Below are 13,127 nucleotides of genomic sequence, written 5' to 3' on the forward strand. Positions count from 1 at the left end.
GCGAGTTTTCCATAAAGTCTGTCTAATTGATTACAACACCTTTTTGTAACATTACATTTGCATAAATTGCTGTTTCCCCTGTAGCGATAATGCAGTATACTTCTTTTGCTTCATCATAAAACGCAAAACGTTCAATATTTCCAACCGCTTCAGCTCCACGTTCATCATACTTTGTAACGATTTCTTTATAGGTATCCCAGATTGGGGTTTCTACTTTTCCTACATCTCCTGGCATAAGTTCCATTAAGTTTACTGGTTTTTCTACGTATGTATCCAACGGAAATACCTGAAGAATCGCATCCAGAATTTCCGGAACACCATGCCCATCCATACGGATCACGATTGCATTTTTTCCCATAGATTCTGAAGGAAAGTTTCCGTCAGCAATAACAAGTCTGTCACTGTGTCCCATTTCACATAATACTTTCAATAACTCTGGTGATAAAATTGAAGGAATCCCTTTTAACATAATCATCTTCTCCTTTTTTGTACATAAAGCTTACGCTAGCGCGTAAGCTTTATGCGATATGTCTATGCGTTATGCAACTATATTATTTGTACATTGGTCCGTATGTATCACATGCTCTGAAATCAGCAGCTTCTCTATCCATACCAAATGCATTCCAGGATGCTGGTCTGAAGATCTTTTCTTCCGGTACATTGTGCATACATACAGGAATTCTTAAAATAGAGCACATTGTGATCAGGTCAGCACCGATGTGTCCGTAAGAAATTGCACCGTGGTTTGCTCCCCAATTATTCATTACATCGTAAGCTGTCTTGAAGTAGCTTCCTTCTTTGTGATCACATCTTGGTGCGAACCAGGTACATGGCCATGTGTAATCTGTTCTCTTCCATAATGCATCAGATACTTCATCCGGTAAAGCAACTGTCCATCCTTCAGCAATCTGAAGAACCGGTCCTAAACCTTTTACCAGATTTAATCTGATCATTGTAGCTGGCATTTCTGCTCTTGTTAAGAAACGAGAAGAGAATCCGCCTCCACGGAAGTATCCGTTGTCAGCTGCATTCCATGTTGTAGCTGACATAACGGTATCCTGATCAGCTTCTGTCATTTCATACCATGGTTTCATAACCGGTGTTCCATCAGCATCTTTTACTTCACCACAAGCATCCAGACAGCAAGCACCGGAGTTGATCAAGTGGATAATTCCATCTGCTTCTTTTGCTTTTCCTTCGATCTCATATCCTGTTACTCTCTTAACAGCGTCTCCGCTCCAGTATGTACGAACATCTGCGAACATCTGAGCTCTGTTTGTTAAAAGTTTCATGAATAACATACCAAGACCATTCAATACGTCATTCTCTGTAGCAAGGATATATGGCTCTCTTGCCCCATTCCAGTCGAATGATGTATTTAATACAGCTTCAGCGAAGTCAGCGTTTGGATAGAAGTCTGTCCACTGTCTCTGTCCCTGGAAACCAGCTGCGATTGCGTTATGACCAACCATCTCTTCTTCGCATCCTTCTGGCAAGTTTTTGTTACCATTCATTAAGTCTTTGATGATAACTGCCATTTTTACTACAAATTCAAACTGTTCTTCTTTAACTTCATCGCTCTTTCTTACGCTGTCCGGGTTCTTATCGAAACCAATATTGCATTTTTGTTTTGCCCAGGCCATTGCTTTCTGGAATTCAGCTTCATCATAGATACCTTCTGACATACGACGGATGATTTCTACTTCGTCAACAGACTCTACTCTCATTCCCAGGTAGCTCTCTAAGAAATCAGAGTCAATGATAGATCCGCCGATTCCCATACAGATGGAACCGATCTGTAAGTAGGATTTTCCTCTCATGGAAGCTGCTGCAACTGCTGCACGTCCAAATCTTAATAACTTCTCTTCAACGTCTGCCGGGATTGTATCATCATCAATATCCTGAACGTCATGTCCATAGATACCAAATGCCGGAAGTCCTTTCTGTGCATGTGTAGCAAGAACGGATGCCAAGTATACAGCACCTGGTCTTTCTGTTTTGTTACATCCCCAAACAGCTTTGATTGTTTCTGGATTCATATCCATTGTTTCAGAACCATAGCACCAGCAAGGTGTTACTGTAAGAGTAATCTGAACTCCTTCTTTTCTGAATTTTTCTTCACAAGCTGCTGCTTCTGCAACACGTCCAATTGTTGTATCAGCGATTACTACCTTTACTGGTTCACCATTTGAATATTTTAAATTTTCTTCGAAAAGTTTCTTAGCTGCCTGAGCCATTCCCATTGTCTGTTCTTCAAGACTTTCACGTACTTTTAATGGTCCCCTTCTTCCATCAATTGTTGGTCTGATACCGATTACTGGATAACCGCCGATCAATCTGCTTTCTGCCATTTTACTTGTCCTCCTTATTTTTTTAAAATTGTTTTAAATTTTTCATATGCCTCATCCCATTTTTCTTTATCCTGTGGGAAGTATTCATATGTTTTTTCTGAATTTTCAATGATCTGACGCGCCTCTTTTACGTCTTTGATCTCACCCAATGCCATCAACTGAACTGCAATATTTCCTAAAGCTGTAGCTTCTACAGGTCCTGCTAATACCTTACGATTGTTTGCGCTTGCTGTCATCTGGCAGAGTAATTTACTTTGAATTCCACCACCGATCATATTGATCATGTTGAAATGTTTGCCTGTGATGGTCTCAATCTGCTCCAAAGCATAGCGATATTTTAAAGCCAGGCTCTGGTTGATACAGCACATAATGTCTCCGATTGTTTCCGGAACTTTTTGTCCTGTTCTCTCACAAAATGCGCGAATTCTTCCCGGAATATCTCCTGTAGTATTGAACTCCGGAGAATCCGGATCTATGAAACTCTGGAAAGGCTCTGCTTTTTGTGCCATCTGTTCCAATTCACTAAAGCTATATTCTTTGCCTTCACGGATCCACTGTCTTCTGCTTTCCTGTGCAAGCCATAAACCAATGATATTCTTAAGGAAGTTATATGTTCCGCCATATCCACCTTCGTTACTTACATTAAATTCATAAGAAGCTTCTCCAATGACCGGTTTATCTAATTCTGTACCGAACAAACTCCATGTTCCACAACTGATAAAGATGAAATCATCTTCCTGTGTAGGGACTGCAACAACTGCACTTTGTGTGTCGTGGCTGGCAACCGCGATCACTTTTGCCGGTCTGTCAATGCTTAATTCCTCTAAAATTTCTCTGCTGACATCTCCCACGATCGTGCCACTCTGTACAATTTCCGGGAAGATATCTTTTGGAATATTCAACGCATCCATTACTTTATCTGACCACTGTTGTTTTTCAGCATCCATCAATTGAGTTGTTGTCACCATTGTATATTCCGCTTTCTTCTCTCCTGTTAAGAAGTAGTTAAATAAATCCGGTGTCAATAACAATGTCTTTGCTCTTTCCAGCAGCCACGGTCTCTTCTGAACCAGAGAGTATAATTGGAATACAGTATTGAAGTTTTCAAACTGAATTCCTGTAAGTCCATAAAGCTCGTCTGACGGAATTGCCTTAAATACTTCTTCCTGCATACCAATCGTTCTGTCATCTCTGTAATGCACTGCACTTTCCAGCAAAGCACCATGCTCATCTAAGAGGCCAAAATCAACTCCCCATGTATCGATTCCGATACTGTCAAATCCGCCTTCTTTTTGATTGGCTTTGATCATTCCCTGCTTGATTTCAAAATATTGTCTCAGCGTGTCCCAATGCATTGTATTGCCTACTCTGACTGGATCATTCGAAAATCTATGTACTTCTTCCATAATGATTTTTCCATCTTCTAATCTGCCAAGAATGGCTCTGCCACTTGAAGCGCCAAAATCAAACGCAAGAACCTGCTTTTTCTTTCCGCTCAAAACCGTTCCTCCTTTCAAAGTATATCATAATCAAATTCTTTCTTTTATTTTACCATTGTGTTTCTGATTATGCTAGTGTTATAATAGAAAAAAATATAACAATATTCACATAAAGGAGCTTTATGCAGTACATTAATTACAGAGAAGAAAGACAGCGAGGCACCCTTGACTTTCCATTAGAGTTTCACCATGTTTCAAAAGCACATCCACAGCACTACATGCCCTTTCACTGGCATGTGGAATTTGAACTTATTCGGATTCTTGAGGGGAATCTTTTGTTCACTTTAGACGGACAAGAATACAGGCTTTCAAAGAATTTCGTCATTTTTATACCTGCCGGAGCTGTTCATTCCGGGATCCCGGATGACGATTGTGTCTATGAATGTATTGTATTTGACATTAATATGTTAATGAACAAGTCAGATTCCTGCTGTAAATTAGTCCGAAAAATCTCCGAACATGAAATTGAGTTCCAGATAATCTATGATGATTCATATAACAATATCCACCAAATTGCATGGACACTCTTTGAGGCATGCTCCTCTCAATCTTTAGGTTACGAATTGGTTGCACACGGAACTCTTTTTCAGTTCCTTGGTCTGATATATTCAAACGGCTATTATACCACTGCAACTTCTTCTTCCAGAGTCTTGAAACGAATCAAACAATTAAAAAAAGCTCTGGAATTTATCGAATCCTCTTATACAAACCAGATCACTTTACAGGAGCTCTCTGACAGCGTAGACATGTCTCCCAAGTATTTCTGCCGTTTTTTTCAGGAGATGACACATCGAACCCCCATTGATTATCTGAATTATTATCGCATCGAGATGGCCTGTTACCAGTTGCTTACAACCAGCCAGTCTATTACAGAAGTGGCTTATAATTCTGGATTCAATGACCTGAGCTATTTTATCAAAACGTTTAAAAAGTATAAAGGAACTACCCCAAAAAAATATCTAAAAACATAAAAAAGGACTTTCGCAAAAGTCCTTTTTTATATTAAAAAATCCCAAATATTTTTTCTCTGAATGAATTATAGATAAAATCATAGTCCGCGTAACTGAACTGGCTCTCTTTGAATCTTGACCGCCATTCATCACACAGGGCATCCGCAATCAATTTACTGTGTTCATGTTCTGTTTTTAAGAGTGCAGGAAACACAAAATAAATCATATACATATTAAGATCTGCCTGCAAAGAGGAAGGAATTTTCTTTCGTATCCCTTTCGAAAATGTGTTGTCAACTGCATCCACAAAACATACTGCCAACTCTTTCGCTGCAATTTCTTTTTCTTCCGCTTTATCCACATAATCTGTCATTTCTGTGAGATAATGACCATACTTTTCTATGAATATCCCCATGTTCTTTTCATAAGACTTCTTTTTAAGGTGATTCATCATTTGCCTGTAATCTTCAAAAATTGTCTGAACATCCTTTAACATCTTCTTCCTCCCGAATTACAATCTTAGTGTCATTATATCGTGAACGTTCTTATAAATCAATAAAGGAACCGAAAAATTCGGTTCCTTTCATTCACATATAACACCTGTCTGAGACTAAGATTAGTCGTAAAGGTTTGGAGCGATGTCATCAGCTTCCATGTTCTCTGCATTGTACCAGTAACCATCCATTGGGATATCAGCAACTTCGTTTCCATCACAGATATCATTTAATGTGTAGATACATTTGTATCCCATCATTAATGGAGACTGTGTTACAGATCCGATTAACTGACCATCAAGAATAGCTTCTTTCTGTGGAGTACCAGCGTCAAATCCTGCACCGATGATTCCATCTTCGCCTAATTTATTCAGTGTAGCATTAGCACCGATAACACCTTCAGCTGTTGTCTGGTTTGAACCAAAGATTGCGATTGTGTCGTCTTTAGACATAATCTTGTTAGCTTCTGTTGTAGCTAAGTCTACTGTTGTCTGAGCCGGAACAGCAACTTCGATGATAACTTCTGCTTCAGCTTCTGCTGCATTGTTTTCTGTAGCATTTACATAGAATTCGTTTCCTACTACAGCAACTTTCTTGCCAGCACCTTCGCAAAGTTCTTTCATCTTGTTGATGAATCCCATACCACGCTGCTGAATGTTCAGAGCTGTAGCATCCTGGTTAACTTCACCGATTCTAACTTTAGCGTCTGTTGTAGCTGCTTTAACTTTTTCTTCGATAACCGGGAACATATTTTCTGCTGCACAAGCACCAGCTGCTTCGTTATCTGTTGCAACTGTAGCATATACAGAACCTTCCGGAGCGTCATCAACACCTGTATCGAAACATACAACTGGGATACCAGCTTCTGCTGCTTTTGCAAGTGAATCAAGAACAGCCTTTGTATCACAAGCTGCTAATCCAATACCTGCTGGTTTCTTTTCGATTGCGTTGTCAAGCATCTGAACCTGGTCAGCGATATCAGACTCGTTAGCCGGTCCGTTACAGTTAGCTGTTACACCTAACTCTTCACAAGCCTGCTCTACACCTTTAACAGCTGCCTGCCAGTATGTAGACTGGAAAGATTTTACGATGATTTCAAATGATCTGTCACCCGAAGCCTCTCCACTTTCTTCTGTTTCTGCATCCCCTTCTGCTGATGAGTCATCTTTTGATCCGCATCCTACTGCCAATGTCATTACCATAGCAGTACTAAGCAATAACGCTAAGATTCTCTTTTTCATTTTTTGTTTCCTCCTTTTGAGTTTTAATTTATATGAAGTCTCCCGACATCATAATCATGAAATTTTTATACTACTTTTTTCTTCTTAATATCAACCAATACCGCAAGTATTAATACGATACCAGTACAAATCTGCTGCCAGTTTGCCTGTAATCCGATGAACGGTAAACCAACCTTCATCAAACTGATAACCATAACTCCAAGGAATGTTCCCAGGATTGTTCCAGATCCACCTGATGCAGACACGCCCCCTACGATTGCTCCGCCGATAGCATCCATTTCAAAACCTGCACCGGCACCCGGATAGATTGTTGCATATGTACTAGCGTATGCAATACCTGCAAGACCCGCAAAGAATCCTGAAATTACGTATGCAAATACGTGGTAGAATTTTACATTAACACCTGATAACTTTGTAGCTTCTTTGTTACTTCCGATTGCAATTGTGTAGCGTCCGATTTTTGTATGATTCAATACGAAGGACATGATCACTACCAGTACAACGATAAAGATAATACCGGAAGGAATAACCTTTCCTTCTGCTGTTGTGAACTTAAATACTTTTCTGAACCATCCATCTGCTGCTAAAGCTGAAGGCCAGGATACACCAAATCCACCACACAGCGCAGGTCCAAGACCACGAGTAATCATACAAGTACAAAGAGTAGCAAGGAATGGTGGCAAATCCATAATTGCTATAAGCACACCATTAAATAATCCAATCAAAACACCCAACAAAATAGTTATTAATAAAGCAACTGCTACTGGAATTCCTTTATGTACAATCAGATAACCACCAACCAGCGAATAACATACAAGACCAGTACCGATAGAAAGATCTACACCACCTGTGATCAACGGAAAGGTTACTCCAATTGCCATCAGTGCAACGTAGTAAGCACAATCCCATACACTTACAAATGTAGAGTAAGTTCTAAAACTTGGGCTAAGAAAGCTGAAGACTATCGTCATCGCAAGAACGATCCCAAGCACAATGGCTTCGCGTCCACTTATTATACCAAAACGTTTTTTATTTCCCATCTTAAATACTCCTCCTAATCAATCTCTCTTGTTGCGAGGTTCATGATATTTTCCTGAGTTGCCTCTGCAATATCAATTTCACCTGTTTTCTTACCTTCACACATGACTACTATACGATCGCTCATACGTAAGATTTCTGTCATTTCTGAGGAAATCATGATGATTGATTTACCTTCTGATGCTAATTTATTCATGAGTTTGTAAATTTCATTCTTAGCACCAACGTCAATACCTCTGGTAGGTTCGTCAAAGATCAGGATCTGACAATCACGTGTCAACCATTTTGCAATAACTATTTTCTGCTGGTTACCACCTGATAAGTTGATTACCAGCTGATCGATACTCGGAGTTTTTGTATCCAATGCTTCTACATACTTCTTTGCAACTTCTGCTTCTTTCTTTTTATCAATGAAGATTCCGTTAGCGAAGTCATTCAAGTTTGCCATTGTTGTATTTTCAGCAACTGTTTTTTGAACTACACAACCATATCTCTTTCTGTCTTCTGAAAGATAACCAATACCATTCTTAACAGCATCTTCCGGAGATTTAATCTCCACTTTCTTTCCATTGATATAAATATCACCACTGTCTTTTGGATCTGCACCAAACAAAGCACGAGCTGTTTCTGTACGTCCAGCACCCATAAGTCCTGAGAAGCCAAGGATTTCACCTTTTCGCAGTTCAAAGCTTACGTTTTGTACCATCTTGCCGGCATTTAAGTTTTCAACTTTTAATACTACCGGAGCATCCTTCGGAACAGCACTTTCTGTCTTAGGATCTTCGTAAATAACACGACCAACCATCATGTTGATGATGTCTTCTTTTGTTGAATCTTTTGTAATGATCGTTCCAACATATGCACCATCACGCATTACTGTTACACGGTCTGTGATCACCTTAATTTCATCCATACGATGTGAGATATATACCATACCGATATCTTTCTTCTTAAGGTCTCTGATGATCTTAAACATTTCTTCAATTTCAGACTCTGTAAGAGCTGCTGAAGGTTCGTCAAAGATAATGATCTTTGCATCGAATGAAATTGCTTTTGCAATTTCACACATCTGCTGCTTACCTACCGTAAGATTTGACATCTGCTCTGTAGGATCGATGTCAATATTCAATCTGTCGAAGAGTTTCTTTGCTTCTTCGTTCATTTTTTTGTCATCGATTCTGATTCCACGTTTGAATTCTCTTCCGATGAAAAGGTTCTGTGCAACTGTCAAATGTCCTAACATGTTAAGTTCCTGATGAACGATAACAATACCGGCATCCTGAGCCTCTCTTGTATTTTTGAATTCTACTTCTTTTCCTTCATATGTAATTGTACCGGAGTCTTTTGTATAGATACCTGTCAATACTTTCATTAAAGTAGATTTTCCAGCACCGTTTTCACCCATGAGTGCAAGAACTTCACCTTTTCTGATTTCCAAATCTACATGATCTAACGCATGAACACCTGGGAAGGACTTATCAATACCTTTCATTGTTAAAATAATATCACCCATTTTATTACCTCTCCTTTCTATGTACTCTTAACTAGTTCTTTCTGCGTCTTGCAGATACATCTGAGTAAACTGCTGCGATTACAATCAATCCAGTAATAATAAATTGGTAATCCTTTGAGAAGCCAAGTGCAAGAATACCTTGTTGTAAAAGAGAAATAATAAATGTTCCGATGACTGTACCACTGATAGAAGCAAGTCCGCCAACCATTGATGTACCACCCATTACACAGCAGGCAATTGCTTCGTTGTTGTATTGATCTCCGTATCCCGGCTGAACTGTTGTGTAAGCTGCCACAAAGAAAATTGATCCAATTCCAACAAGCACACCACAGATAACGTATGCCAACATTTTCCATTTTTTCGTATTAACGCCCGAAAGTCTTACTGCTTCTTCGTTACTTCCCAGGCAAAGGATGTAACGTCCGATCTTTGTTTTGTTCAATACTACTGCACAAATAATTGCTACAGCCAGGAAGATAACAAGACCTACCGGAAAACCATTGCAACTGATGATATTTCTGTACCAACCGTCAGCCGCTGATGACTGAGGCCAGCTTACTGACTGTGTTTTTGTAAATACTGCCGCAATACCCTTTGCAATATTCATACTAGCCATTGATACGATAAATGGTGGAACATTCCAAAACGCTACCAGATAACCATTCCAAATACCAAATGCCAATCCAATCACAACAGAAAGAATCAATGCTGCAACCATCGGAACACCGTGTGTTGTTAAGCAGTAACCTGAAACAAGTGCACAGCAGAACATTACCGGTCCGATCGAGAAGTCAATACCTCCCGTTGCAATTACGAAAGTAACACCCAATGCCAAGAACCCCAGGAAATAAACATAGTTCAAGGTATTCAGCAAACGTGAGACTCCGAAAAATTCGCCGCCCGTCAAAACTCCAAACAACAGATATAGCAGGAGCATCAGCGCCACGAGGACAATTCTATTAAACCCCACCTTTTTTACAAATGCATTTTGTTTAATTTTTTCCACCTTTATTCCTCCTCCATAATTAATGCCACAAAAAAATCGAACTCAACGTCTGATTCAACGTGAACTTCCATGCAAAATATCGCAAAACGTTTCGTTTTCTATCGTTCGTCATTTTTTCACACATTCCCCGTTCGATTCCGCATCTTATAGTGCATATTATACTAGCATTTTCCAGTTCAGTCAATATGGTTTTAGGTCATTTCTATACTTTTTTCGTATTACTTTTCGTTTTTTTTATTCACAAGGCAAAACGTTTCACCCAATATCGCGAATCGATTCACCCTTCTGTATTTTTGCACTAAAACTCAACTTTATCGGTTCCTCTGTATTTTTTTCTGTAATCCTGTCTAAAATCACTCTTACCGCGTTATTGCAGAGCGTTTCCATCGGCTGAACCATGAGCCAAAGACGTGGTCTGACTACACTGGATACCAGCAAATCATCGAAACCGAATATAGAGATATCATCCGGAACTGAAAGATCCGACTCATTCACTGCCATCACACCACCAAGTGCCACTTCGTAATTACTTAGAAATACTGCCGTCGGTCGATCTTCCATTTCCATTAATTGTTTCATTTCCTTATATCCTTGTTCAACAGAAAAGCCTCCCAGCTTTATATAATCTTCACGAAGTTCTATACCTGCATTGTCCAACGCATCTTTGTATCCTTTCATACGCTCAATTCCTGTATCCGCAATATTCGAACCAATAATTGCTATTTTTGTATGATGATGATCCAACAGAATCTGCACTGCACGATAAGCCGCAACTCTATTATCAATACACACACAATCAAAACTTGTATCCTGAAACGAACGGTCAACCAGCACGACCGGAATCCCATCCTTTTTCGTCGGATCCAGAAATCTCCCACTGATGCTTACCGGAATAGCAATGATTCCGTCCACTTTTCGGTTAATCAAAAACCGCACATTCTCTTCTTCAATCTGCTCATCATTGCAAGAGTCACAAATCATCATTCCATACCCGTTTTTTCGTAATTCCTGCCCCAAAAAATGGATGATCTGACTTGTGAAAAAGCTGGAGATATCGTATACCATAACCCCGACCGTTTTTGTTTTGTTCTTTACAAGACCTCTCGCGATTTCATTCACCTCGTAATTCAGTTCTTTAATCGCCTTTTCGATTAAGACTTTGTTTTCCGGTAAAACATTTCCTCCATTGAGATATTTGGAAATCGTAGCCATCGACAGACCCGTTTTAATTTTAACGTCTTTCATTGTAGCTGCCATACTGCAACACCTCTCATCCTTTCTACACCAAACGAACCGTTTCGCTGTGTTATGTCTTTCATTATGCCATAATTATTTTTCAAGTCAATATCTCTTTTTTAATTTTCAGAAAAATTATTTTCATCAGTTCATATTTGTAGTATACTATTGGGGTATATAAAACAAATTGGAGGTTATTATGAAAACTAATCGCAAAGTTTTTTGTGTGATTCTTGCTTTTGTACTTAGCATTTTCACTCTTACCGGATGCAGTTCTTCTTTAAGCATTCCATTCACTGAGATTACATGGGAAAATTCTTTAGAGGACGTCGAGGAGCTGGAAGGAGATGTTTTAGAAACATATGATTCTACATATGGCGGAACAACTTATTCCTATGAGAAGTCTTATAAAGATATCGATGGCGTTGTAAAATACATGCTAGATGAAGATGGAAAAATCGTATGCATCGCATGGCAATGCACCCTGGACAGCCAGGAAGAACTGGACGACATTTATGAGACGATTTTAGACGAGACAACAGATCAGTACGGGGAATGCGACTTTACCCCGCCAAACTACAATTCAAAAGCCAATGTATGGTACCTGGATAATGGAAATATCTCCATTTTTACAGTTTCTGCATCAACAGCTTACACGCTCCAATATACGTTTACACACCCTGACGTTGCAGAACGCTCAGACAAATAATATGTTATAAAATATGCGGCAATGAACATCACGGTATTCGCACAGTTCATTGCCGCATTCTTTTTATATCGTATTTTCTATTTTACGATAACTCCTTCTTCATCCCACAAATCATGCCAGTCTTTTGCGCCTTCCCACAAGAACACATGTCCTTTTACAAGGCGATTGCCTCTTTCCAGCGTAGCCATGGATGCCATCTCTTCTTCTGTCAACGGATCATCTATCATGCATTTCAGATTTGCTACATAGTTGTGAACAGAAAATGGGATTGGAACCTGACCATTCTGATGAGCCCATTTCAATGCAACGATTGCCGGATGTACATTATGTGCTTTTGCAATCGCAACCACTTCCGGCATTTCCAGATCCGCAATATCCTCATCCATGATATCTCTTTCTGGTCTTCTCGGAGAGCCAATTGGCATATAACCTACCGGAAGGATATCTCTTGCTTCCAGGTATTCCTGGATTTCACGCTGCTGAAATGCAGGGTGCATTTCGATTTCAGCCGCTGCCGGTTTAATCTTCATCAGATCTAATACAGCGTCCATTTTTGGAATTGTCATATTAGAAATACCTATATGTTTGATCAATCCTTTTTCAACTAATTCTTCACATTGACGGTATGTATCCATAAATTCTTCCACCGTAAACGGTTTTGAATCCGGATTTCTTGAATCTACATCACATTTTGGTGCATGGTAGTTCGGGAACGGCCAGTGAATGAAGTACATATCAAGATAGTCGCATTTTAAATCTTCAATACTCTTTCTGCATGCTTTTTCTACATCTCTGTGCATATCATTCCATACTTTTGACATTATGAACAGATCTTTACGTTCTACTACACCTTCATCAAATGCTGCCTGGAATACTTCCCCAATTTGTTTTTCATTTCCATAGCAGGCTGCGCAGTCAAACAAACGATAGCCACAACGAATTGCACCTGCGACTGCTCCTGATACTTCTTCTGCACTTACACGGTCTGAACCGAAAGTTCCCATACCGATGCACGGCATTTCCACTCCTGTATAGAGTTTTTTCTTTGGTACGATTGCTGGCTCAATGAATTCCATATTCGTTCTCCTTT

Annotated in this window: 12 protein-coding genes; 2 read left to right on the plus strand and 10 right to left on the minus strand. The window is 39.5% G+C overall.

Annotated features, from left to right (window positions below; translation table 11 throughout):
• Positions 1 to 22: 22 nt before the first annotated feature.
• The 3 genes from ABE547_RS04410 to ABE547_RS04420 form a co-directional block, all read right to left on the minus strand.
• Positions 23 to 469: an RbsD/FucU domain-containing protein gene (locus tag ABE547_RS04410; RefSeq protein WP_347377611.1), complete on the minus strand. Its 447-nt coding sequence runs from the start codon at positions 467 to 469 to the stop codon at positions 23 to 25.
• Positions 470 to 551: 82 nt separating this feature from the next.
• Complete coding sequence (locus ABE547_RS04415; RefSeq protein WP_347377612.1) at positions 552 to 2,351, minus strand: L-fucose isomerase; 1,800 nt, start codon at positions 2,349 to 2,351, stop codon at positions 552 to 554.
• 14 nt (positions 2,352 to 2,365) lie between these two features.
• The gene (locus ABE547_RS04420; protein WP_347377613.1) at positions 2,366 to 3,850 is read right to left on the minus strand and encodes a rhamnulokinase family protein; all 1,485 of its coding nucleotides are present in this window, start codon (positions 3,848 to 3,850) and stop codon (positions 2,366 to 2,368) included.
• A 122-nt stretch (positions 3,851 to 3,972) separates the two neighbouring features.
• Between ABE547_RS04420 and ABE547_RS04425 the strand changes: the two genes are divergently transcribed.
• Positions 3,973 to 4,821, plus strand: a complete 849-nt coding sequence (locus ABE547_RS04425; RefSeq protein WP_347377614.1) for an AraC family transcriptional regulator — start codon at positions 3,973 to 3,975, stop codon at positions 4,819 to 4,821.
• 31 nt (positions 4,822 to 4,852) lie between these two features.
• On the opposite strand, the gene ABE547_RS04430 is transcribed toward ABE547_RS04425, so the two are convergent.
• The 6 genes from ABE547_RS04430 to ABE547_RS04455 form a co-directional block, all read right to left on the minus strand.
• Positions 4,853 to 5,296, minus strand: coding sequence for a hypothetical protein (locus tag ABE547_RS04430; protein ID WP_347377615.1), 444 nt, complete (start codon positions 5,294 to 5,296; stop codon positions 4,853 to 4,855).
• Between the two features lie 120 nt (positions 5,297 to 5,416).
• Entirely contained in the window at positions 5,417 to 6,535 is a 1,119-nt protein-coding gene (locus tag ABE547_RS04435; RefSeq protein WP_347377616.1) for a substrate-binding domain-containing protein, read from the minus strand.
• A 65-nt stretch (positions 6,536 to 6,600) separates the two neighbouring features.
• Positions 6,601 to 7,575: an ABC transporter permease gene (locus ABE547_RS04440; RefSeq protein WP_347377617.1), complete on the minus strand. Its 975-nt coding sequence runs from the start codon at positions 7,573 to 7,575 to the stop codon at positions 6,601 to 6,603.
• A gap of 14 nt (positions 7,576 to 7,589) precedes the next feature.
• Positions 7,590 to 9,086, minus strand: a complete 1,497-nt coding sequence (locus tag ABE547_RS04445; protein WP_347377618.1) for a sugar ABC transporter ATP-binding protein — start codon at positions 9,084 to 9,086, stop codon at positions 7,590 to 7,592.
• Positions 9,087 to 9,117: 31 nt separating this feature from the next.
• Entirely contained in the window at positions 9,118 to 10,092 is a 975-nt protein-coding gene (locus ABE547_RS04450) for an ABC transporter permease (protein ID WP_347377619.1), read from the minus strand.
• A 255-nt stretch (positions 10,093 to 10,347) separates the two neighbouring features.
• Complete coding sequence (locus tag ABE547_RS04455) at positions 10,348 to 11,349, minus strand: LacI family DNA-binding transcriptional regulator (RefSeq protein WP_347377620.1); 1,002 nt, start codon at positions 11,347 to 11,349, stop codon at positions 10,348 to 10,350.
• Positions 11,350 to 11,527: 178 nt separating this feature from the next.
• Between ABE547_RS04455 and ABE547_RS04460 the strand changes: the two genes are divergently transcribed.
• Entirely contained in the window at positions 11,528 to 12,037 is a 510-nt protein-coding gene (locus ABE547_RS04460; protein WP_347377621.1) for a hypothetical protein, read from the plus strand.
• A 77-nt stretch (positions 12,038 to 12,114) separates the two neighbouring features.
• Here ABE547_RS04460 and ABE547_RS04465 read toward each other — a convergent pair whose 3' ends face one another.
• A complete protein-coding gene (locus ABE547_RS04465) occupies positions 12,115 to 13,113 on the minus strand; it encodes an aldo/keto reductase (RefSeq protein ID WP_347377622.1) in 999 nt (332 codons plus the stop codon).
• Positions 13,114 to 13,127 lie beyond the last annotated feature (14 nt).

It is taken from the genome of Dorea sp. YH-dor226, assembly GCF_039832105.1.
Lineage (GTDB): Bacteria > Bacillota > Clostridia > Lachnospirales > Lachnospiraceae > Dorea_A.

What these genes read in the sequence shown, in the direction of transcription:
- ABE547_RS04440 (WP_347377617.1), bottom strand. Translation starts at nt 7,575, where the DNA reads ATGGGAAATAAAAAACGTTTTGGTATAATAAGTGGACGCGAAGCCATT.
- ABE547_RS04460 (WP_347377621.1), top strand. Translation starts at nt 11,528, where the DNA reads ATGAAAACTAATCGCAAAGTTTTTTGTGTGATTCTTGCTTTTGTACTT.
- ABE547_RS04410 (WP_347377611.1), bottom strand. Translation starts at nt 469, where the DNA reads ATGTTAAAAGGGATTCCTTCAATTTTATCACCAGAGTTATTGAAAGTA.
- ABE547_RS04455 (WP_347377620.1), bottom strand. Translation starts at nt 11,349, where the DNA reads ATGGCAGCTACAATGAAAGACGTTAAAATTAAAACGGGTCTGTCGATG.
- ABE547_RS04430 (WP_347377615.1), bottom strand. Translation starts at nt 5,296, where the DNA reads ATGTTAAAGGATGTTCAGACAATTTTTGAAGATTACAGGCAAATGATG.
- ABE547_RS04415 (WP_347377612.1), bottom strand. Translation starts at nt 2,351, where the DNA reads ATGGCAGAAAGCAGATTGATCGGCGGTTATCCAGTAATCGGTATCAGA.
- ABE547_RS04435 (WP_347377616.1), bottom strand. Translation starts at nt 6,535, where the DNA reads ATGAAAAAGAGAATCTTAGCGTTATTGCTTAGTACTGCTATGGTAATG.
- ABE547_RS04465 (WP_347377622.1), bottom strand. Translation starts at nt 13,113, where the DNA reads ATGGAATTCATTGAGCCAGCAATCGTACCAAAGAAAAAACTCTATACA.
- ABE547_RS04445 (WP_347377618.1), bottom strand. Translation starts at nt 9,086, where the DNA reads ATGGGTGATATTATTTTAACAATGAAAGGTATTGATAAGTCCTTCCCA.
- ABE547_RS04425 (WP_347377614.1), top strand. Translation starts at nt 3,973, where the DNA reads ATGCAGTACATTAATTACAGAGAAGAAAGACAGCGAGGCACCCTTGAC.